The organism is Prochlorococcus sp. MIT 1303 (assembly GCF_001631965.1).
Lineage (GTDB): Bacteria > Cyanobacteriota > Cyanobacteriia > PCC-6307 > Cyanobiaceae > Prochlorococcus > Prochlorococcus marinus_D.
In genome coordinates this window covers 37,168-56,572 of the sequence record NZ_LVHK01000043.1, presented here as the reverse complement: position 1 = coordinate 56,572, position 19,405 = coordinate 37,168, and the positions used below count along the sequence as shown (strand labels likewise).

General features: G+C 52.4%; 19 protein-coding genes. 10 read left to right on the top strand and 9 right to left on the bottom strand.

All coding sequences use genetic code 11. The annotated features are described in order from the left end of the window. Positions 1-61 precede the first annotated feature (61 nt). On the top strand, positions 62-1,840 hold the full coding sequence (locus PMIT1303_RS08170) for an amidase (protein WP_063398298.1): 1,779 nt from the start codon (positions 62-64) through the stop codon (positions 1,838-1,840). A gap of 201 nt (positions 1,841-2,041) precedes the next feature. Here the strand turns inward: PMIT1303_RS08170 and hemL are convergent, their stop codons facing one another. Then, positions 2,042-3,343, bottom strand: a complete 1,302-nt coding sequence (gene hemL, locus PMIT1303_RS08165; RefSeq protein ID WP_231901426.1) for a glutamate-1-semialdehyde 2,1-aminomutase — start codon at positions 3,341-3,343, stop codon at positions 2,042-2,044. A 133-nt stretch (positions 3,344-3,476) separates the two neighbouring features. On the opposite strand from hemL, the gene PMIT1303_RS08160 reads away from it, so the two are divergent. Further along, positions 3,477-4,952 carry an FAD-linked oxidase C-terminal domain-containing protein gene (locus PMIT1303_RS08160; protein ID WP_011825363.1) on the top strand — a complete coding sequence of 492 codons (1,476 nt, stop codon included), beginning with the start codon at positions 3,477-3,479 and terminating at the stop codon, positions 4,950-4,952. A gap of 54 nt (positions 4,953-5,006) precedes the next feature. On the opposite strand, the gene xth is transcribed toward PMIT1303_RS08160, so the two are convergent. Next, positions 5,007-5,846 (bottom strand): exodeoxyribonuclease III, encoded by an 840-nt coding sequence (gene xth, locus PMIT1303_RS08155; protein ID WP_063398297.1) that lies wholly within the window; start codon positions 5,844-5,846, stop codon positions 5,007-5,009. A 19-nt stretch (positions 5,847-5,865) separates the two neighbouring features. Here xth and PMIT1303_RS08150 point away from each other — a divergent pair, with 19 nt between their 5' ends. After that, positions 5,866-6,243: a hypothetical protein gene (locus PMIT1303_RS08150; RefSeq protein WP_369818717.1), complete on the top strand. Its 378-nt coding sequence runs from the start codon at positions 5,866-5,868 to the stop codon at positions 6,241-6,243. Here the strand turns inward: PMIT1303_RS08150 and PMIT1303_RS08145 are convergent. Then, complete coding sequence (locus tag PMIT1303_RS08145) at positions 6,194-6,973, bottom strand: lipopolysaccharide assembly protein LapB (RefSeq protein ID WP_231901415.1); 780 nt, start codon at positions 6,971-6,973, stop codon at positions 6,194-6,196. The two genes, PMIT1303_RS08150 and PMIT1303_RS08145, sit on opposite strands and share 50 nt — an antisense overlap. Before the next feature lie 151 nt (positions 6,974-7,124). Between PMIT1303_RS08145 and PMIT1303_RS08140 the strand changes: the two genes are divergently transcribed. The 5 genes from PMIT1303_RS08140 to PMIT1303_RS08125 all read left to right on the top strand — a co-directional run bounded on the left by PMIT1303_RS08140 (position 7,125) and on the right by PMIT1303_RS08125 (position 11,539). Continuing rightward, entirely contained in the window at positions 7,125-7,802 is a 678-nt protein-coding gene (locus PMIT1303_RS08140; RefSeq protein ID WP_197459803.1) for a hypothetical protein, read from the top strand. Continuing rightward, on the top strand, positions 7,803-7,973 hold the full coding sequence (locus PMIT1303_RS14065) for a hypothetical protein (RefSeq protein ID WP_011825368.1): 171 nt from the start codon (positions 7,803-7,805) through the stop codon (positions 7,971-7,973). Beyond that, on the top strand, positions 7,970-9,202 hold the full coding sequence (locus PMIT1303_RS08135; protein WP_063398294.1) for a LarC family nickel insertion protein: 1,233 nt from the start codon (positions 7,970-7,972) through the stop codon (positions 9,200-9,202). Before PMIT1303_RS14065 ends, PMIT1303_RS08135 begins: the two co-directional genes overlap by 4 nt. After that, complete coding sequence (locus PMIT1303_RS08130; RefSeq protein ID WP_063398293.1) at positions 9,196-10,179, top strand: lysylphosphatidylglycerol synthase transmembrane domain-containing protein; 984 nt, start codon at positions 9,196-9,198, stop codon at positions 10,177-10,179. Before PMIT1303_RS08135 ends, PMIT1303_RS08130 begins: the two co-directional genes overlap by 7 nt. A 643-nt stretch (positions 10,180-10,822) precedes the next feature. Then, positions 10,823-11,539: a putative 2OG-Fe(II) oxygenase gene (locus tag PMIT1303_RS08125; RefSeq protein ID WP_063398450.1), complete on the top strand. Its 717-nt coding sequence runs from the start codon at positions 10,823-10,825 to the stop codon at positions 11,537-11,539. 600 nt (positions 11,540-12,139) lie between these two features. Here the strand turns inward: PMIT1303_RS08125 and PMIT1303_RS08120 are convergent. The 6 genes from PMIT1303_RS08120 to PMIT1303_RS08085 all read right to left on the bottom strand — a co-directional run bounded on the left by PMIT1303_RS08120 (position 12,140) and on the right by PMIT1303_RS08085 (position 17,134). Then, a complete protein-coding gene (locus PMIT1303_RS08120; RefSeq protein WP_063398292.1) occupies positions 12,140-13,741 on the bottom strand; it encodes an iron ABC transporter permease in 1,602 nt (533 codons plus the stop codon). Positions 13,742-14,403: 662 nt separating this feature from the next. Then, on the bottom strand, positions 14,404-15,489 hold the full coding sequence (locus PMIT1303_RS08105; protein ID WP_063398449.1) for a GTP-binding protein: 1,086 nt from the start codon (positions 15,487-15,489) through the stop codon (positions 14,404-14,406). 90 nt (positions 15,490-15,579) lie between these two features. Beyond that, a complete protein-coding gene (locus PMIT1303_RS08100) occupies positions 15,580-15,870 on the bottom strand; it encodes a 4a-hydroxytetrahydrobiopterin dehydratase (protein ID WP_063398289.1) in 291 nt (96 codons plus the stop codon). A gap of 24 nt (positions 15,871-15,894) precedes the next feature. After that, positions 15,895-16,149 (bottom strand): hypothetical protein, encoded by a 255-nt coding sequence (locus PMIT1303_RS13830; RefSeq protein ID WP_197459802.1) that lies wholly within the window; start codon positions 16,147-16,149, stop codon positions 15,895-15,897. A gap of 9 nt (positions 16,150-16,158) precedes the next feature. Further along, a complete protein-coding gene (locus PMIT1303_RS08090) occupies positions 16,159-16,527 on the bottom strand; it encodes a hypothetical protein (protein ID WP_063398287.1) in 369 nt (122 codons plus the stop codon). Then, the gene (locus PMIT1303_RS08085; RefSeq protein WP_231901414.1) at positions 16,520-17,134 is read right to left on the bottom strand and encodes a secondary thiamine-phosphate synthase enzyme YjbQ; all 615 of its coding nucleotides are present in this window, start codon (positions 17,132-17,134) and stop codon (positions 16,520-16,522) included. The genes PMIT1303_RS08090 and PMIT1303_RS08085 overlap by 8 nt, the downstream gene beginning before the upstream one ends. 159 nt (positions 17,135-17,293) lie before the next feature. On the opposite strand from PMIT1303_RS08085, the gene PMIT1303_RS08080 reads away from it, so the two are divergent. Together PMIT1303_RS08080 and PMIT1303_RS08075 are read left to right on the top strand one after the other, a co-directional pair. Further along, positions 17,294-17,731 carry a thiol-disulfide oxidoreductase DCC family protein gene (locus PMIT1303_RS08080; RefSeq protein WP_063398447.1) on the top strand — a complete coding sequence of 146 codons (438 nt, stop codon included), beginning with the start codon at positions 17,294-17,296 and terminating at the stop codon, positions 17,729-17,731. Between the two features lie 92 nt (positions 17,732-17,823). Beyond that, complete coding sequence (locus PMIT1303_RS08075) at positions 17,824-19,374, top strand: carboxypeptidase M32 (protein ID WP_063398286.1); 1,551 nt, start codon at positions 17,824-17,826, stop codon at positions 19,372-19,374. Positions 19,375-19,405 lie beyond the last annotated feature (31 nt).

Here is a 19,405-nt window from a genome sequence, read left to right as displayed (position 1 = left end):
TCTTGAGAATGTTGCTGTGTGTATAGTAGGGGCAGTAAAATTCTTTGCTTAAGTATTGGACATGAATCATTCGAAGGGGCCGAAAATATTTAATCAAGGCATAAGGCTTGCGCTTGCTCTGAGCATGACTTGTCTTATGGCTGAGAAGTCTATGGCCAACCAGTTTGGTAGTCAGAAATTTGGGATTAAGGAGTCTACAATTGAATCCATCCATGATGCTTTTAAAGAGAGAGAGATTGATTGTGAGCAATTAATTCAGAGCTATTTATATCGAATCAAGAAGTATAATTTCAGCCTCGAAAGAGGAGCTCCGCTTAATGCATTTGTTGCACTTAATCCGAATGCAGTCAGGCAGGCAAAGGCTTTGGATAGGCATTTTAAACAAAGCAATAAATTGATTGGCCCTTTGCATTGCATCCCGGTTGCTGTTAAAGATAATATTGATACCGTTGACACTCCTTCCACTTCTGGGTCGTTGGCTTTGCTTGGCTCTCAGCCAATCAGTAATGCTTTTTTGGTTAATAAATTACGAGCCGCTGGCGGCATCATTATTGGTAAAGCCGCTATGGATGAATTTGCTTCTGGTGGGGAAGGAATTAGTGGTCGTAGCGGAAGGATTGGCAATGCTTATGACCCTAATCAAAATTCCGGTGGCTCAAGTGGAGGCTCTGCGGTTGCGGTGAGTGCGAACTTTGCTGTGTTGGGGATCGGCACGGACAACAGTGGCTCGGTCAGAGTGCCTGCAGTCTTCAACGGGGTTTATGCCATTCGCCCAAGCACGGGGCTGATTAGTCATTCAGGAATTCTCCCGAGAGGCAACCTCGATGGAGTAGCAGGAGTGATGGCAAGGTCGATTCCTGATCTTGCTCTTGGCCTTGCTGCGATAGCAAGCACATCTGATCCTGATGATCATTTTACGAAACAAGTACCGCGCACAGATTCTTATGCAAATAATTTAAAAACTGCTTCCCTTGATGGAAGGCGAATTGGCGTGATTCGCAGTGTTGCAGGCAATGAGGTCTTTGACGCCACCGACAAGACTTCAATGGCTCTATTCAATCAGGTCAAAGCCAGGCTTGAGAGAAAGGGTGCATCACTTGTTGCAATCAATCTGCCGTTATTCGACACGAACAGAGACAATAATATGGCGGGCGAGGCGGAAGATATTGATCAATACCTAGGTTCTTTTGCGTCGACCAGAAGGAGCCTTCAGGACATATGTTTATCTGGTCGCACACGGCTAGGCGAGAAAGCCTGCATAGGGTATATGGAAAGTATTGCGCCAAAGTACAGCGATCGATATGATTCTGCGTTAAAGACTTTTGAGAAGAATAGAAACTATGTAGAGGGATTGATGCGAGAAGATAGCATTGATGCTTTGCTAATGCCACTTAGTTCTTGGCAACCCCCAAGCTATTACGATGATATGTATCGCACAGCAACAACGGAATCGCCGGTTGCATCAAACTCCGGATTGCCGGCAATTGCTTTAATTGCTGGTTGGACATCGGCAACTCCAGTAATGCCGATCGGCTTTGAATTGATTGGTTTTCAATATGGAGAGGGGGATTTGATCGGCCTTGCGCAGGCTTATTCTTCTGGTCTTCCAGACAGGCCTTTGCCTGAAGTGAACGCAGGTAATAATGATTCTCCTTTCGAGGATATTTGTGTTCAAGGAATCAATTACTTTATTACTCAGGCTGGTTGGCATAGTTATAAGCAGTTCCTAAAGGATGCTAATGGTCAGAATATTAAGCCAGCTGCTTATCAAAGGTTTTTTGAGCAGCAAACGCAAAAATTCGCTCAGGCAAATCAACAGTCTGTCCAAGCTTGTGAATAACTGCTCTACTTGTCCAGCTTTTTCCTGTTCTTGAGAGGCTTCTGCTCCGCGAACACAGGCAGAATTAGGGCTTGCTATAAAACGAGAATTGAATTAACTCTCGATTCTCAACTTTTAGTTCTAGATGTAGCACCTTGGCTTCGGCTCGTTTGTATTTACGCAGGAGAGCTGTAAGAACAGCTCTCTATTCTCGTTGTCTGTTCAAGCCACTGCGGCAAAACTCTCGCGGAATGCCTTCAGGGTGGTTTCGATGTCTGCTTCGGAATGGGCAAGGGATGTGAAGCCTGCTTCGAAGGCACTTGGGGCTAGGTAGATCCCCCTTTCGAGCATGGCCCGATGCAGCTTGCCGAAGAGTTCGGCATCGGTTGCTTTGGCATCTTCGAAATTCCGTACTGGGCCTTCGCAAAGGAAGAAGCCGAACATCGCACCGATGCTGTTGCCCGTAATGGGAACCTCTGCTGCTTTGGCTGCTTCGAGAATGCCGTTAATTAAGCGCTCCGTTGTGCTTTCTAGGCGCTCATAGGTGCCTTCTTGCTTGAGTAGCTCAAGGGTCTTGATGCCAGCAGTCATGGCCAGCGGGTTGCCACTCAGCGTGCCGGCTTGGTACATGGGGCCTGCGGGGGCCACCATCTCCATGATCTCAGCTCTGCCGCCATAAGCACCAACGGGGAGCCCACCACCGATCACTTTCCCCATGGTGGTTAGATCAGGCGTGACGCCAAAGCGGGCCTGAGCACCTCCGTAGCTGATGCGGAACCCGCTCATGACTTCATCAAACACAAGCAAGGCTCCGTGTTCACGGGTGAGTTCTCGTAAACCTTCCAGGAAACCAGGCTCTGGAGTAATGAATCCGGCATTTCCTACGACCGGCTCAAGGATCACCCCGCTGATTGCGTCAGGATTCTCGGCAAACAGCTCTTTGACTGCCTCGAGATCGTTGTAGGGCGCAGTGAGGGTGTTACTGGTGGTGCTGCGGGGCACCCCTGGTGAGTCGGGTAGACCGAGAGTTGCCACCCCGGATCCAGCTTTCACCAAAAACATGTCGGCGTGGCCGTGATAGCAGCCTTCGAATTTGATGAGCTTGTCGCGGCCAGTGAATGCGCGCATGAGGCGCAGTACAGACATGCAGGCCTCAGTGCCGCTATTCACAAAACGGACCATCTCGACGCTGGGCACGGCGTCGATCACCATTTCAGCCAGTTGATTCTCTAGCTCACATGGGGCACCAAAGCTTGTGCCCTTTTCAAGCGCATCTTGTAGAGCAGCGATGACTTCTGGGTGGGCATGGCCGCAGATTGCGGGCCCCCAGCTGCCGATGTAGTCGATGAAGCGATTGCCATCGACGTCCCAGGCGTAGGCACCCTTTACGCGGTCAAACACGATCGGTTGACCGCCTACGGAGCGGAATGCTCGCACTGGAGAACTAACGCCACCAGGCATTAAGCGCTGGGCGGCGCTGAAAATCGCCTGGGAGCGGCTGGTGTTCAAGGCTGAAGCTGTCACAGGGACCGAAGCCAAGTGGCTGATATGAACCGTTCGCCATCTTGACCCAAAACGGTCAGAAGCGGATGAACTGTGTCAGGCCATCCGTTTACTTCTGGTTTTGCTGCCTAGGTTATTGGACAGATGCGCGGGCATGGTGTCCCACGACTGGACTGCTCTAGACAGGGACTTAAGGCGATTTTTGCCGAAGAAGTCGGTGGTCTCCAAGCGGCAAGAGTTGCTCGTTTACGACTGTGACGGGTTAACCATCGATCGTCATTGTCCTCCTTTGGCAGTGTTGCCCGAGACCACTGAGGAGGTGTCACAGATCTTGGCTTGTTGTCATCGCCATGGCATCCCTTTTGTCGCTAGGGGTAGTGGTACGGGGCTCTCGGGAGGTGCATTAGTCGAGCAAGAGGCGCTGTTGGTGGTGACCAGTCGCATGCGCAGGATCCTTTCGATGGACCTTGATAACCACACCATTACGGTGCAGCCAGGAGTGATCAATAGTTGGGTGACTCGGGCGGTCGCTGGCGAAGGGTTTTATTACGCCCCTGATCCTTCCAGTCAGGTGGTGTGCAGCATCGGCGGCAATGTGGCCGAGAACTCAGGTGGTGTGCACTGTCTCAAATATGGCGTCACCAGTAATCATGTTCTGGGGCTTGAAGTAGTGCTTGCTGATGGCACGGTGACCCTCCTCGGCGGTGGATTGTCGGAGCATGCGGAGCTCGACCTGCGTGGGGCATTTATTGGCAGCGAAGGCACCCTGGGGATCGCCACAGCGATCACTCTGCGGCTCTTGCGGGCGCCGCAACATGTGACTGTGCTGCTCGCAGATTTCCCCACCATGGAGTCTGCTGGCGAGGCGGTCTGCCAGGTCACCGCCGCCGGAGTTTTACCTGCGGGTATGGAGATCATGGACAACTTCATGATTAATGCAGTCAATGATCTGTTTGGCTTCGACGAATACCCTCGTGATGCCGCGGCTGTGCTGCTGATTGAGCTCGATGGTCAGTCGGCGGAAGTCACTGTGGCCGCAGATCAGGCCAGTGGACTTTGTAGCAAGGCAGGAGCGAGGACCATTCGTCGAGCAGAAGAGGCTGCTGACCGTGCCTTGCTTTGGAAGGGACGCAAGTCAGCATTTGCTGCGGTTGGGCAGATTTCACCCACCTATTACGTGCAGGACGGTGTCGTGCCACGCAGCACTTTGCCGAGGGTGCTGACGGCAATAGAGAGGCTTAGTCGAGAGTATGAGTTGCCGGTGGCCAATGTTTTTCATGCTGGCGATGGCAATTTGCATCCTTTAATTCTCTACAACGCAGACACGCCTGATGTGGAGTCTCGTGTTCGGGATCTGGGGTCAGCCATTCTGCGTGAGTGTCTTGATGTTGGCGGCAGCATCACTGGTGAACATGGGGTTGGGGCTGATAAGCGCTGTTATCTCGATTGGATGTTTGCAGCGGATGATCTGTCCACAATGAAACTGCTACGAAGAGCCTTCGATCCAGATGGACGGGCCAATCCTGACAAAATTTTCCCCACTCCAAAAAGCTGTGGTGAGTCGGCTCGGCGCCAGGTCATCTTGACTTCAGAAGGTCTTGAGATGCCTTCAGAAGCCAAGGCATTCTGACTGCTCCGGAGGTGAATCCTTGACTGCGACTATTGCCTTAAATAGCCATGTCCTTCAATTGCTTAACAGTTCCGACATCTCCTCATCGTCATCAGTTGGAGGCCAGTTGAGATCTACGGTTACCGGGGCATGATCACTAGGCTTTTCATGGCCCCTTAGATGCTTGTGAATCACACAGCTTCTGGCCTGACTGAGAAGCTCATCGCATAGGTAGATGTGATCAATACGCCAACCCTGATCACGGTCCCAGGCACCACTTCGATAGTCCCACCAGCTCCAATGGTTGGCATCTGGTTCGAACACGCGGAACACGTCGTGGAGCCGGTCTCCTAAAACCTTTAGAAGAGCCTCTCTTTCAAGCTCGCTAGCCATAATCCCTCCCGTTAGTCGTTCGGGATGATGAATGTCTCTTGCTTCCAAGGCGATATTGAAATCCCCAACGAGGCAGAGGGGTTCATCCCGTTTCGCTTGTGCACTCAGATAGCGGTTTAGGCAGCTCAGCCATTCGAGTTTGTAGGGATATTTCTCCGATTTCAGAGCGGAACCGTTGGGAACGTAGACATTGACGATACGAATGTTGTTAACGAGCGCGCTGATGACGCGCTTTTGCTCTCCCAGTTGCAAGGCTTCGGCATCCTCTGGGAGCTCACCAGTGAAGCCCCGGCGCACATCTTCGAGAGGTTGACGGCTAACGATTGCAACGCCGTTATAGGCCTTCTGTCCGTGAAAGTGCACTTGATAGCCCTGAGCTTCAAAGACCTCGTGAGGGAACAGCGGATCATCCACTTTGGTCTCCTGGAGGCAAAGCAGATCGGGTTGGGCATCCTGTAACCAAGCTTGCACCTGATCGAGGCGGGTGCGAATTGAGTTGACGTTCCAGGTAGCGATCTGCACAGGTCATGGAAATCTGACCATGACAATTAGCATTAGCCTTACTGAACTTGGGGATGCGTCATTGATCAACCGAGCCCCCTTAGGTCTTAATCCCTTTTGCAAGCTTGGTTTGGCTGCACTGCCAATTGCCTTGCTCAGCCTGACAACAGTTGTCGATCGTGCTGAAGCACAGCTTTCAGGTGACTATCAGACACCTCAGGAGCGTGATCTTTACAACACCGTTCCGGGGAACGACGACAAAGGAACAATTCTCGATGCCACCAATCCGATGGACCTTATGAATCGTTTGCGAAGGTCCACAGCAATGGACGATGCCACAGTTCCTTCTGATGCAATCGATGCAGCCCTCAAGGCCCTGGAATTGGAGAGTTCTGAGGCTTCGGCGAATCAGCCCTGAGGACACTGTTTGAACCTTTTGTGCGGATTGAGTTAAGCCTCCACTGACTCGCCAGGCCATCAATCAGGGGATCGGCTTCCCCTGGTTTTTTACGGCGTTCTCTAGCTTCTTGAAGCAGAGTTTGTGCTTGCTGGTCTTGGCCTTGCTCCTGCCGCATGAGAGCAAGAGCGAGCAAGGGACGTGCATCTGTTGGTGACTCATTCGATAGAACGCGATAGAGCGCAGCTGCAGCCTTGGTTTGTCCTGTCTGGCGCTGCAAATCTGCCAGGAGAAGCCCTATGGGTATGCGCTTGCCTTTCGTTTTGGACTCAAATCTCTTTTTGAGTTCAGCAACGGCGGCTTTTTCTCTCCCGGCCTCTAGGTCAAGCAAGATCTTTAGTTGCAGGACCTCGAGGTTGTGAGGCTGGACGGTCATTAGCTGGTTGATGTCCTTCCGGGCTCCATCGCGATCTCCCTGTTCGCGCTTGAGTTCCGCGAGCATCAACTTCCATAACCAGGTTTTTGGCTGCCTGGCCATTAGCAGTTCAATTTGGGTCATTGCTTCCTCGTTGCGGCCTAGGACCAGCAATCGCTCCAGCAGCTTCTGCTGTTCTTCTGTGTTCAGATCACCATTATTTTGTTGATCTAGCAGATCTTTCACCTGCCGATTGAGGATCTCCCGATTTCCTAGAGCTCTTGACTCAGGTGCGATCAATTGCGCTCCAAACCAGGCCAGTGCTGAGGCGGTCATGAGCCCAGTGATCAGAAGGATCATCCCGCGGGAGGGCAGAATCCTTTCGGGCTTAAGCACTTCAGCGAGCAGAAAATTACCTGGTCAGTCTGGGACGGTTCACGAATGCTGGCTAGATTTCCAATTGGGCCAGTGGATGCCCTTTTTTTCAATGCGCGACCATCCGATTCCTGCGGCCACTGAGCCGTTGCAGTACAGGGCCATCGGTGTCGTAAGAGGCACTTATCGGCCTCAAGATTCTGAGCAGTTCACTCGAGGTTTCCTGGTGGATTCTGAAGGGGTTGAGATTGAGGCTGTTGTCCTAGGCCGGGTGCTCACCTTGATGCGTCGTCATCTGGCAATGGATCAACCTCATCTATGGGTCGTCTATCCACGCTGCCGCGAAGCGGATCATCTCCATCTACAGATCTCTGGAATCTGGGAGCCCAGCACCCTGAAACAAACCTTGCTTGATGAAAGTGATTCAGAGTCTTCGAGTGATTCCAGCTTGGAACTTGAAGATCAGCTTCCTCAAGGGGACGACTACTTTTCTATTCGTGGTGAATTGATCTATACCAGGCCTGAAACCGGTGACCTAGTTTTGAAGGTTCGCCAGAAGCCTAGGGCTGATGGCAGTAGACCATTGCCGTTCAAATTGCAATTAAAAGGGGATGTGCCCCTCAGTAACCTGCGTCATTTTGTGAGCTTGGAGGTGCGACGTCGTGGGCAGCAGCTTCACCTTGAAGACTATGAAGTGATGGGGCCGATGCCTACTCGCGGTGGCAAGGGGCGAGGCGGAAGAGGTTCCCTTGTTCGAAGGGATGGACGCGGTAGCCAGCCCAATAACTGAATGTCGTTGATCCAACCTTTCTGCTTAAGCCTTGGTGTTAGATCCTTCGCTGCATTGGCTGTCTATCTAGGCGTAGTGATTGCTATTGGTTTGGCTGTCGACAAGCTGTATTGGCAGTCTGTTCATGTTTGGTTTGGTCAGTTTCCCAAGGGACTCCCCCAGGGGCAATGACGGCCCTGTTTGTTGACTGCCCAACTGGTCTGGCTGGTGACATGCTCCTGGCCGCATTTTTGGATCTGGGTGTGCCTCGGGCCGTGATTGAGGCTCCCCTTGCAGGACTTGGCCTTGAGCAGGGGTATGCCCTTACGGTCGCAGAGGACCGCAGCGCCGGCTTGAGGGGCCTGAGGTTATCCGTCGAAGGGCTCGAATTGGAGCCTCCTCATCGGCTTTGGCATGACATCAGAGCGCTGATCATGGAGGCTGATTGGCCAGAACCTTTGCGCGCCAGGGTGTTGACGGTGTTCAAGGCTTTGGCGGAAGCAGAGGCTGCGGTTCATGGTCACCCCATCGAGCAGGTGCATTTTCATGAAGTGGGCATGATCGATGCTTTGGTTGATGTGGTGGGCGTTTGTGCGGCTGTTGAGCACTTGGCTCCCGAACAGATTGTCTGCGCCGTACCTCCGGCGGGGCGAGGCAAGACGGCCACAGCTCATGGATTCTTGCCGGTTCCGGTCCCGGCCGTTTTGGAACTAGCCCGAAGACATCAAATCTGCCTCGAGGTTGGTGATGACCTCCCGGCTTGTGAACTCACCACACCGACGGGGCTTGCCTTGATGGCTGTGCTGGCAGAGCGCTTTGGTCAGCCTCCCTCGCTAAGAATCAAAGCGATTGGCGTGGGTTTGGGACACCGCACTCTTGATCGCCCAAACATCCTGCGAATCTGTGAGCTCGATGGTTTCGCGAGAGAGCGATCTGAAGAAGAGATGGCTGGTTTGAGATGGCAGCCGGTGGTTGTGCAGGAAGCCTGGATTGATGACGCCACGCCTGAGGACGTTGCCGTTTTCAGTGATCAGTTGCGGGATGCCGGAGCGTTGGATGTTGTTTCTGAGCAAGTGCAGATGAAAAAAGGTCGCCAGGGGGTCAGTGTGAAGGCATTGGTGACTGCTGAACAGGCCCCTGGGTTGCGAGTGGTGTGGTTCTCTCAGGGCACGACTCTGGGGTTGCGGGAACACTCTCATGGGCGGTGGTTGCTGCCTCGTCGTGGGGGGTCCTGTCCCACGCCATGGGGCTCAGTGCGTGTCAAGCAGGTACGGCGACCTCAAGGGATCCTCACTGTCAAGCCGGAGCATGACGATCTCCTTCGCCTCAGTGTTGAGACGGGCCATTCTCTGGAGGAGTTACGCCGTGAAGTGTTGTTGGCTTCGGAGGATTTTGTCGCAGATGAAGATTGGACATGGTGATCTCAGGCTTGATTCGCCATGGGCGGGGTTTGAGGTTTTGGCTGGGCAAGGTGGCTCTCCCAGGTGGGTTTCGCCTCTGGATCACGCTCGCAAGTCTTGCCTTTGTGGTGGTGGCATTGGTCAGCCATGGGGCACAGTTGCGTCAGCTTTCCCTGAGTGGCCTGGCCTGCTGGTGGCTGGTGCTTGGCGTGGGCATCAGCTGGTCGAGCCTCGTGGTGAATGCACTCGCTTGGCGAGTGTTGGTGGGTTGGTTGGGCCATCGACCCAGGCAAATATCACTGATTCCCCTTTTCCTGAGTAGCAATCTGCTCAAGTATCTGCCTGGTGGGATCTGGCATTTGGTTGAGCGAATGCGGGTGCTAAGGCCCCATCTGGGGGCCGGGCCTGCATTGGCTTCTGTGTTGCTCGAGCCCTTGCTCATGGCCGTAGCGGCCCTGCTTTGGGTTCCCTTCGGAGGTTGGCAGTCTGGCCTGGCGATGGCCTGTTGCTTGCCATCAATGTTGTTGATACCTCGCTGGAGAGAGCCCCTGCTCAGACGCTTAGAACGTGCCAAAGCCAAGCAGCTCGATCGGGTTGATGCGGGTTTGGTTGGTGTTGTTTCAGCAGAATCATTGGGCAGTGGACGAGACGACTACCCCTGGAGTTCGCTGGCGATGGAGATGCTCTTCGTGGCGTTTCGCTTTGCTGGATTTTGGTGTTGTGTGATGGCGTTTTCGCTGAGCACCAGCTTGGCGATGGGGGAATGGTTGGCAGCGTTTGCCTTGGCTTGGACTGTGGGCTTGGTCGTTCCTGCAGCGCCTGGAGGGCTAGGGGTTTTTGAAGCCACTCTTTTGTTGCGAGTGGGCTCTGAGGTGCCGGAAGCGCCCTTGTTAGCGGCGGTGCTCTGCTACAGGCTGATCGCAACGATTGCCGATGGGCTTGCCGCTGCTGCGGTTGCGGGGGATCGTGCGTTATTGAAGCGACAGACGGTGCATTAGCGAGACAGACGGCGCATGCAATGAGGTGATGAGATGTCTCAGTTTTCAAAAATTAAATTGTCTATAAAATCTGAAACCCTTATTGATGATGTCAGATTAGCGACAGTATTGATAAATCTTGCGGCTCTAAGCAGAGCGTTCTCTGTGTTGTTGAGTCGAGACTAATCGGGGTGCCTTGTTGCTCGACATGGTTTGATCTTTACCCTTTCTGCATGGCTGAAAAGGCTGAGTCAAATTATCGGAATCAATGGCACTTCTTGTTGCGAAGTTGCTTGATCCTTGCGTTAGAGAGTGTTGGAGAGATTCTGGTTTCTTGGGGCATTCTAGGGGTAGAATTTCGCTTAATGACTGTCAATCTATGAAATCATGGCTGGAGGCTAAAGCCTTAAAAGAGAGGATTCTGGGCTAAAAAATTCTCTTTTCGCTCAGAGAATAGCAACTTGCTAATTCTCTTTTATGCAGTGGCTCTTACACTTTGCTCATCATCGCTTCTGGCGAAAATTTTCAATTTACTTGTATTAGTTTGCACCGTAAGAAGTTTTCTGAAATCTTCTTATGCTCGTAAATTTCGCTAAGCACCGGTTCATTGTGAACATAAATGTGTATTGAATGCATCACACTGTTGCTAGCAAAGAAACTGACCATGGATGTTCTTGACCTTTTTCCAAGGTCCATCCTCAAGGGGGAGCTTGAACCCTCAGTGCTCAGCAGCCTGCAGAGCCTTGCGGCTCAGGTGCTCGCGAATCCAGAAAACAGCCCTGATGCATCGGCGAAGCTGGCTGGGCAACTCAACCAACAAAGAGAGCTTGCTCTCAATCAACTAGAAGTTCAGAATTTTTGCAATCAAGCTGTCTTGCCTGGTTGTGAACGTTGGATTCGTCATGTGATTGATCGGCAACCTCCGCAAGGACGTGGCCCATGGATACCAGGCCGCTATCGGCTGCAGATGGTGGATGTTTGGTTGAACAGCCAACGTGCTGGTGATTACAACCCTACCCATACCCATGGTGGAAGTTTTTCGGGTGTTGCATTCCTGCAAGTGCCATCTCAGATCAGACCAGAGAGTTTTGATGGTCAGCTTTGTTTTCATGGCCCTGAGGAATGGCACATCCAAAGTTTTCGCACGGGAATGGCGCACTATGTTTTGCCAGTGCCAGGTGAGTTTTATGTTTTCCCGGCATGGCAACCTCATTCTGTGATGCCTTTTCGAGGTGAAGGAGAGCGCTGGTCATTGGCTTTTAATGTTTTGGCATTGCCTAAGACAAAGGATCAGCCCAAGCCACAGGATCAGCCCACCACCTCTCAGATTAATCGAAACGTGTCCCTTTCATCTCAGAGAGCTGAGGTGAAAGGGTTTTAGCTAATTTTGTGGTTGAAAAATCAATGCTTTACCTTGGTCATGAACAGTTCCAATAGTCTGGAGAGGATTGACTCATGCCCTGCAACTTTGCTAAAAGAAAAGACGCTTAGTCGTTGCCTGATATCAGAGCCAATAGCTGCAAGTGTAAGCAGCAGAGGCTCCATGTATTAATAGTCTCGAAGCAGTTTAAGCCACGTTCAATGTATAGGTCTAAGAGAGAGCTTGCTTGATTGCGTGTTTAGCCAAGTGGGGCATTAGTTGTATACCAAATTGGCGAACCCATTTCAACTGTAACCCCGACTAATCGCAGAGCAAGGAAAGCGGCAAGACCAAGAAATAGGCGTATTAGAAGCACATTATTGTATTTTTCCATAGACTGGTCTTCAATCAAAAGATGCCAATATCTTAGTCCTCGCATGCTGCTAATCTCGTATCAAATAAGTGATTTATTTGTAGCCAGTGTTGTGGAGGAGAGGCTTTTTTGTCTGTCGAGTCTCTCTTCGCAACTCTCGCTTGTTGTGAGTCTGTGGTTTTGAATGGGGTATGCCTTTCTGAAACCGACCCAAAATTCTTGTTGAAGATCATTTGAAGTATTGAAAACTAAGTGAGTGGTTCTTTGCTTAAAGGAGGCTTTTTTCGTTCCCCTTGATCGAGCCCTGGGACCAATGCCAGCGAAGCGATTAATCCGAGAGCGATGATAATCAGTGCTGGCAAGATGGATTCCGCCATGCGTTCATCTGCGGCGTATTGGTACAGCCGTACAGAAAGGGTGTCGAAATCAAAGGGTCTCAGGACAAATGTGAGAGGTAGTTCTTTAACCGTGTCGACAAAAACCAAAAGTGCTCCTACCGCTAGGGGACCTTTCAGCAAAGGCAGATGAACGCGTCGAAGCACCTCCTGCCATTGACAGCCAAGTCCAGTAGCGGCTTCATCCAGGCTTGGGGAGAGGCGCTCGAAGGCAGCGTCGAGTCCTCCTTTTGCAACTGCCAAGAAGCGATCGCTATAGCCCCACAGCAGCAGCAGAATCCATGCGAGGTTCCATGGAGCACCGTTGAATGGCATCAGCGCAATGGCCATTACAGCTCCTGGAATGGCATAACCAATACCTGCCATAAATGAGAGGTTGCCCATCCAGCGCGTTGATGACCAACGCTTGGCGATTGCAAGGATCAGACCTGCTACCACGGCCAGGCTTGCTGCTGCCAGCCCAAGTCCAAGACTGCGTTCTGTCAGTGGGATTAGATCAGGATCTATCCCTTGTTCGAGTTGATCGAGATTGAGGATGGCCCACAGCAGGGGCACACCCAAAGTGATCGTGGGAGGAATCAGGGCTAGGCACTGAGCGCACAGGGCTCGTACACCGTGCAGCTGCCAGGCTGGCGAATCGCCACCAGCGACACCCTCTGTCCAGCGGCGGCTTCGTCGTCTCAGTCTGCGTTCATACCCCACCAGTGACATCACGATGATCAGCGCGATCATTGCTAGTCCAATGGCACCGGCAGGATTGCCTTCCATTTGCCAGGTCTCAACGATGCCAGCTGACAGGCTTGGGATGGCGAGTAGTGCTACGGCCCCGAGTTCATTGACGACTTCCATACCCATCAGGGCAATCCCGGCACCAATCGCTGGCAAAGCCATGGGTAGAGCAATGCGTCGAAAACTGTTCCACGGTCCAACCCCAAGACTGCGGCAGGCTTCCAGTTGGCGGCGTCCGCAGATTGAAAAGCTTTCAGTGCTGAGGAGAAAAACGTAGGGATAGGTTGTCAGCGCCATGATCAAAATCCCCCAGCCCATGCCATGAATTCGTACGGCATTGCGACTGCCAAGGTCGATCAGGATGGCCGAGAGTAGGTAAGCGGGTGTGGCGAGGGGCAATAGCTGAGCCACTCGTAGGGCTCGACGTCCTGGGAAGCGGCAGTTTGCTAATAACCAGCCGTTTGCAGTTCCCAGTAGGCCACCCAATAAGGATGTCCCGATGAGCAGAGTCAAGGTCCCTTGAATCTGTTGTGGGCCATCGACTCCCAGGCTGGCCGATCCATTGATGAATCCCTGCAGTGCTTCACGGATCAGACCAATCAGAGGCCAGAGAGCAAGCACAGCAAGCAGAATTGCCATGCTGTTGAGAAGCAGGCGGTCTGGTTGCCAATGGCGTTTGCGCAGGCGGTTCGAGCCGTAGCTTGACGGGACGGCGTCTTGGGTCATCAGGCGATCAATCTCAACCGTTAGAGGCCATCAGGGAGAAGGTTTTGATGTTGAGCAAGCGAAGTTGGGTGGCATTGGCAGAGTTCTGCAGCGGTGAAGACTTTTTTCTGCATGACCTCAACTGCGTTCAACAGCATTGTGAGTCACGACATTCTTTTTGCTCTGCGATGGCTTTGAAAGTTGGCCTGCAGCTTCTTTTTGTGCTCGAGTTCCCTTCCCGCTTGTTGATTGAGGGGTAGTTTTCTAGGGGCGTCGCTCGCGTACCGGAATAGGCACAAGTGAGGGTTCCATCAGTCCGCCGCCGCTGTTGTCGTCATCGGAATCGGCCAATAACCAAAAGGCCAGCATCACGAGGGCCAGGGCGGTGATGGCGGTCAGCAGTTCAAGCATGGCCCTCTCCGTTGAATAAACACTTTACCCAGGTAGATCTCAATGAGGAGGTATAAGAAGCTTGATTTTGCTCATACTGAAGTATCAATTCAGCACAGCAAACAGAACCAGCAAGCGTGCAGTCGTTTTTATTGCCCCAGAATTGAGTGCGCTGTTGATCAAGCTGTTGGTCAGGTTCTCCTCCTGGCGTGGGTTGAGCAACTGCCATTGCTGCAGCTGTTGAGTAGCAAGCAGTGGGCGAAGTTTTAGATCTGTTTGGCTATTGGTTTGATTCAGCTGAACCCTTTGCCGGCGTCCTTTGCTACGCAGGCCTGAAGTTGGCGCCGCAGGGTGTCGTGATCGAGTTGGCGTCCAATCAACACCAGTTGGTTCTTGCGCTCAGCGGGCCAGTCGCTGTCATCAATGGAGAAGCGCTTGCCGGCTAAATGAAAGATGTGGCGGCGTTCGCTCTCGTTGAACCAGAGAATCCCTTTGGCACGAAAGACTTCTGCAGGAAGTTGATTGTCTAAGAAATTTTGGAACTTCCGCAGCGCAAAAGGGTCATCGCTGCTGAAAGATAGGGATGTGAAGCCTTCGATTGCAAGGTGATCAGGGTGGTCATCGTGGTGATGACTGTGATGACTGTGATGACTGTGATCGTCGTGGTGATGACTGTGATCGTGGCTCTCTGCAACGTCTGCTGGTTGTACGCGATCGGTTTCAAACAGGCCCACGCTTAGCAGCAGCGGTAAGGGCACGTTTCCTTTGATTGATCGAAGGATGCGGGGATTTTGTTTGAGGTCTGCCAACTTGGATTCAACCTCTTTTAATCGCTCTTCAGAGACGAGATCTGTTTTGTTGAGCAGCAGGATGTCGCCATAGATCACCTGGGCTCTGCCGACTTCGCTTTCCAGGAGTTGGTCGTTAAAGTTTTCCGCGTCGATCAAGGTAATGATCGAATCCAAGCGGGTTTGATCTCGCAGTTCACTGCCAAGAAAGGTCATGGCAACGGGTAGCGGATCTGCCAGGCCTGTGGTCTCTACAACGAGGTAATCGATTGGGTCTGGACGTTCGAGAATCCGATCAACCGCTTCGAGCAGCTCCCCATTGATCGAGCAGCAGATGCAGCCATTGCTGAGTTCAACCATGTCCTCGCTGGTGCTGACGATCAACTCGTTGTCGATTCCAATCTCACCGAATTCATTCACCAATACGGCGGTTTTTAGGCTCTTCTGATTGCTGAGGATGTGGTTGAGCAGGGTGGTTTTGCCGGCGCCTAGGAAGCCAGTGAGGATTGTTACCGGTACGCACCGGTCTTGCTCGAGCGCTTCGCCATGATCAGGTTGAGTGGTTGCTTCGGATGCGATTGCGTCGTTCATGGGCTTGCCGTCAGGGGAGCGGGAGGGTGCTGGAACCACAGCCGCTCGTTGATTCCATGCTGGCAGCAGTTTCGGCTGAGTGAGTTTTGATTAGCCAGGCTCAAGCAAATTGATCGCTTCGGCGAGCTTCAAATCACGATCGCTCAGTCCATTGACGTCATGGGTCGTCAACTCGATCGTCACAGTGGCATAGACGTTGCTCCATTCCGGGTGATGGTTCATGGCTTCAGCTAGCAGTGCCACACGGGTCATAAAACCGAAGGCTTCCACAAAGTTGCGAAAGCGCCATTGCCGTCGCAGCCGTTGATCCGCGAGGGTCCACCCCGGCAGCTTTTCAGCTACGGAAGAGAGCTGTTCAGCAGTAAGCAGGGTTGCCTTCATGAGGTTGTGTTGTGAGCTTTGGAGTCATTCTTGTCTGTAATGGTTGCTGTGTTGTGTTGCTCTAATGATGCAATGGCTGAAGGGTGATTTGATGTTGTCCCCTAGGAGTGATTGCGGCAGTTGAATCCAATGCTGTTGTCCGAGCTGGTCGGATACGGCTAAACAATTTTTCTTTGAACTGGCAATGATTGAGCGCTGTGGTGCGTTGTCGAGAGGTTGTCTTGTCAGAGCATCGATCAACGATGCACATTTGGCAACGATGCACATTGGGCAGTGCATTTGTGTGGATCATGTTGGATCTGTTGGCATCGATTGCTCCGAATCTGGTGATTCAGCTAGATCGTGGAGGCGATCAACGAGCAGATCCACGTCGGTCTCAGCACCACCATCTTCAGCCCAGGCATCAGGGTTGTGGCGTTGCTGCACCAACTGGTTGAGTTTGAAACCATTGCGGCGTGCGAATAAGTTGGCTGTGCTGCTTGGTGCTGCTTCTTTGTGACCAGTAGTTGGCTTGACTGGCTTGGACTTCAAGAGATCAGGGATGGCGAGATTGAGGGCACCTCGTAGTAGATGCTCGATGGCTTGTTTTTGATCCATGCCGTGCATCGCGGCATAACGATCAAGTCGCTTTAACAATTCATCAGGCAGATCATTCATGGCTGTTCATTTCGCCAATCGCGTGGATCGCCACCCGCCTGTGGCTTCCATGCCGGCGATGTTCCCAGAGATAAATCGCCTGCCAGATGCCTAGTAGCAGCCTGCCTTGATCAATGCTGAGGCTAAGAGTGCTGCAGGTGAGAGCTGTGCGGATATGCGCGGGCATATCGTCTGGCCCTTCATCGTCATGGAGATAGGAACGCCGCTCGCCTAGGCCGTTGATTGGCCGGAAGCCCTCTTCTGGTACGAGAGCCTTGAGATAAGCCGAGAGATCTGTGAGCACTCGTGGGTCTGCGTTTTCGTTGATGGTGAGGCTGCAACTGGTGTGCAATGCCGTGAGGTGGAGAACGCCACGCTCAATTCTCGAGGAGGCAATCCAATGATTGAGTTGGGCAGTGAGGTCTGTGAAGCCCTCTCCTGTCGTGACAATCTCCAGCTGGTGTAACGCTTGCTGAAGAGACATCGCTGTTGGGGGGAGTGACTGGCTGCCTAAGTTTGGGCTACACAGTTGAGCTAGCAGCAATGGGGCGTGCTGTTGCGCTGAAAGGGTCTGCTGGCGATCATTGCGTTGCTTGCTGCGCTTGCGAGTGGCTGTGCCCCTCTCCATGGGCAGCGGGTGCTGAAGCAGCTGAAAAATATCTGCCCGATGGCTTGTCTTGAAACTTTTTGCTGGCAAAGACAACACTCGCCAATGGATGACTTATGCCTTGATGGCCAGCAATGGTGAGGAATTCCCTTGTGGTTGGATGACCTTGACTGATGAATGATGCAGCAAGGAATGCACTTGGAACAGGAGATGACCGTCAATGTTGAACCTGAGCTCACCCTCTTGTTTGACGGGGCTTGTCCTTTTTGTTGCCGTGAAGTGAGCTTTTTACGCGCTCATGATCGTCACGGCCGCTTGAATTTTGTTGATATTGATTCCCCTGACTATGAGCCTGAGGCCTTTGCTGGCATCAGTTATCGGCAGGCGATGGGGCGCATGCATGCGTTGCGTCGCAATGGTGAAGTCGTGCGAGATGTCGCGGTCTTTCGCGAGGCTTATCAATTGGTGGATTGGGGATGGCTCTATGCACCCACGGCCTGGCCTGGTGTTGCTCGTGTTGTGGATGGGGTCTACAAGATCTGGGCTCGATTACGCCTGCGGCTCACTGGTCGCGAATCCCTTGATCAGCTATGCCGCTGCCGCATCAAGCGGCTTTAGTTTTTACCTCTCTTCTGTCTCTCTTTTAAGGGGTAAGGGGGTGTCAAGCTCGACGAATTTTTGGCCTTAGGGCGCTCGTCTGTTTAAGGTTGATGCAGTCATGGATCCAGCCCTTGCCTGAGCTGGCTTGGCAACGACTTGGTGAATATCTGCACGAGACCCAGCTTTTGGGTTCGATTCAAAGCACCCTCTATTGGGATCAGAACACTCGCATGCCTGTTGCCGGCGCAGCTTGGCGCGGTGAGCAACTCAGCCTTCTGGCCAAGCAATTGCATGCTCGTCAAAGCAGTTCACAATTTGAGGGGCTGTTGGTGGAGGTTCGAGCTGAATTTGAGCAAGCTTGTTTGGCGGGGGAGTTGGAGCCAATCCAGGTTGTTGAGCGAGCTCGCAACCTGGAGCTGCTTGAGCAAGACCTCAGGCGACAGCAGCGCCTAGATCCTTCTTTGGTGGGAGCGCTCGCGACTGCGAAGGCGAAGGGATATGCCCGATGGCAGCAAGCCAAATCAACGGCTGATTTTTCCTGCTTCGCGTCGGCTTTGCAGCATCTGATCAGTTTGCGGCAGGAGCAGGCGCAGCAGCTGGCAGAACAACGCAGCTGCTGGGAAAGTTTGGCCCAACCTTTTGAGCCAGATCTGACCTTGGCGCGTTTAAAGGAGCTGTTTGCTCCATTACGTCAACGACTGCCTGAGTTAGTTGAGAAGGCACGCGCTTGGACTCGTTCTCGTGCTGTTTCATTGGGATGGGATTTACCTGACACCACTCAGCAGGATCTTTGTGAGCGCTTGCTTCAGGGATGGGGTCGGGATCTGAGCATCACTTGCGTGGCGCGATCACCTCATCCGTTTTCAACCACCCTTGGACCTCAGGATTTTCGACTCACGACAAGAGTGGTGCCTGGGCAGCCCTTGTCTTGTTTTTTGGCCACCGCCCATGAGTGGGGACACTCCCTCTATGAACAGGGTCTACCTGCTCAAAGTCATCAATGGTTTGCCTGGCCGTTGGGCCAGGCCACGTCGATGGCTGTGCATGAGAGTCAGTCTCTGTTTTGGGAGAACAGAATTGCTCGCAGTAGGGCTTTTTGCGAATGCTGGTGGCCTCATTTTTCCTCTGTAGGTGCGCCACTCAGCTCTTCTGATGAGCTTTGGCTGGCGATGAATCCATTAACACCAGGCTTGAATCGCGTGGAAGCCGATGAACTCAGTTATGGCTTGCATATTTTAATTCGAACAGATCTTGAAATAGCGCTTCTAGAAGAAGGCTTGCCGGTGGAGGATTTGCCTGATCAATGGAACCAGCGCTATAGCAATTTACTTGGGGTTGTTCCTGTAAATGATGGCGAGGGCTGTCTGCAAGATGTGCATTGGAGTGAAGGTTTATTTGGCTATTTCCCTTCTTATCTGATGGGGCATCTGATTAGTGCGCAGCTGTCAGAAGCGATGCAGCAGGCGATTGGTCCAATTGAGGAACAAGTTTCTCATGGTAATGAGCATCAGCTGTTGGCTTGGTTGCGAGAGCATGTTCACCCGATTGGTCGGATGATGAATGCTGAGCAATTGGTGGAGCAAGTAACAGGAAAACCTTTATCGAGCAAGCCTTTTCTTGATTACTTAGAAGACAAGCTTGGGCATTTGCAAGAACTTTAATAGATACTCCTTGCCTAGATTTGGCGCTATG

What these genes read in the sequence shown, in the direction of transcription:
- PMIT1303_RS13830 (WP_197459802.1), bottom strand. Translation starts at nt 16,149, where the DNA reads ATGCACTGCCCAATGTGCATCGTTGCCAAATGTGCATCGTTGATCGAT.
- PMIT1303_RS08125 (WP_063398450.1), top strand. Translation starts at nt 10,823, where the DNA reads ATGGATGTTCTTGACCTTTTTCCAAGGTCCATCCTCAAGGGGGAGCTT.
- PMIT1303_RS08090 (WP_063398287.1), bottom strand. Translation starts at nt 16,527, where the DNA reads ATGAATGATCTGCCTGATGAATTGTTAAAGCGACTTGATCGTTATGCC.
- PMIT1303_RS08075 (WP_063398286.1), top strand. Translation starts at nt 17,824, where the DNA reads ATGCAGTCATGGATCCAGCCCTTGCCTGAGCTGGCTTGGCAACGACTT.
- PMIT1303_RS08080 (WP_063398447.1), top strand. Translation starts at nt 17,294, where the DNA reads ATGCAGCAAGGAATGCACTTGGAACAGGAGATGACCGTCAATGTTGAA.
- PMIT1303_RS08130 (WP_063398293.1), top strand. Translation starts at nt 9,196, where the DNA reads ATGGTGATCTCAGGCTTGATTCGCCATGGGCGGGGTTTGAGGTTTTGG.
- PMIT1303_RS08150 (WP_369818717.1), top strand. Translation starts at nt 5,866, where the DNA reads ATGACAATTAGCATTAGCCTTACTGAACTTGGGGATGCGTCATTGATC.
- PMIT1303_RS08100 (WP_063398289.1), bottom strand. Translation starts at nt 15,870, where the DNA reads ATGAAGGCAACCCTGCTTACTGCTGAACAGCTCTCTTCCGTAGCTGAA.
- PMIT1303_RS08120 (WP_063398292.1), bottom strand. Translation starts at nt 13,741, where the DNA reads ATGACCCAAGACGCCGTCCCGTCAAGCTACGGCTCGAACCGCCTGCGC.
- PMIT1303_RS08145 (WP_231901415.1), bottom strand. Translation starts at nt 6,973, where the DNA reads ATGACCGCCTCAGCACTGGCCTGGTTTGGAGCGCAATTGATCGCACCT.
- PMIT1303_RS08140 (WP_197459803.1), top strand. Translation starts at nt 7,125, where the DNA reads ATGCGCGACCATCCGATTCCTGCGGCCACTGAGCCGTTGCAGTACAGG.
- PMIT1303_RS08105 (WP_063398449.1), bottom strand. Translation starts at nt 15,489, where the DNA reads ATGAACGACGCAATCGCATCCGAAGCAACCACTCAACCTGATCATGGC.
- PMIT1303_RS08170 (WP_063398298.1), top strand. Translation starts at nt 62, where the DNA reads ATGAATCATTCGAAGGGGCCGAAAATATTTAATCAAGGCATAAGGCTT.
- PMIT1303_RS08160 (WP_011825363.1), top strand. Translation starts at nt 3,477, where the DNA reads ATGGTGTCCCACGACTGGACTGCTCTAGACAGGGACTTAAGGCGATTT.
- PMIT1303_RS14065 (WP_011825368.1), top strand. Translation starts at nt 7,803, where the DNA reads ATGTCGTTGATCCAACCTTTCTGCTTAAGCCTTGGTGTTAGATCCTTC.
- PMIT1303_RS08135 (WP_063398294.1), top strand. Translation starts at nt 7,970, where the DNA reads ATGACGGCCCTGTTTGTTGACTGCCCAACTGGTCTGGCTGGTGACATG.
- PMIT1303_RS08085 (WP_231901414.1), bottom strand. Translation starts at nt 17,134, where the DNA reads ATGGAGAGGGGCACAGCCACTCGCAAGCGCAGCAAGCAACGCAATGAT.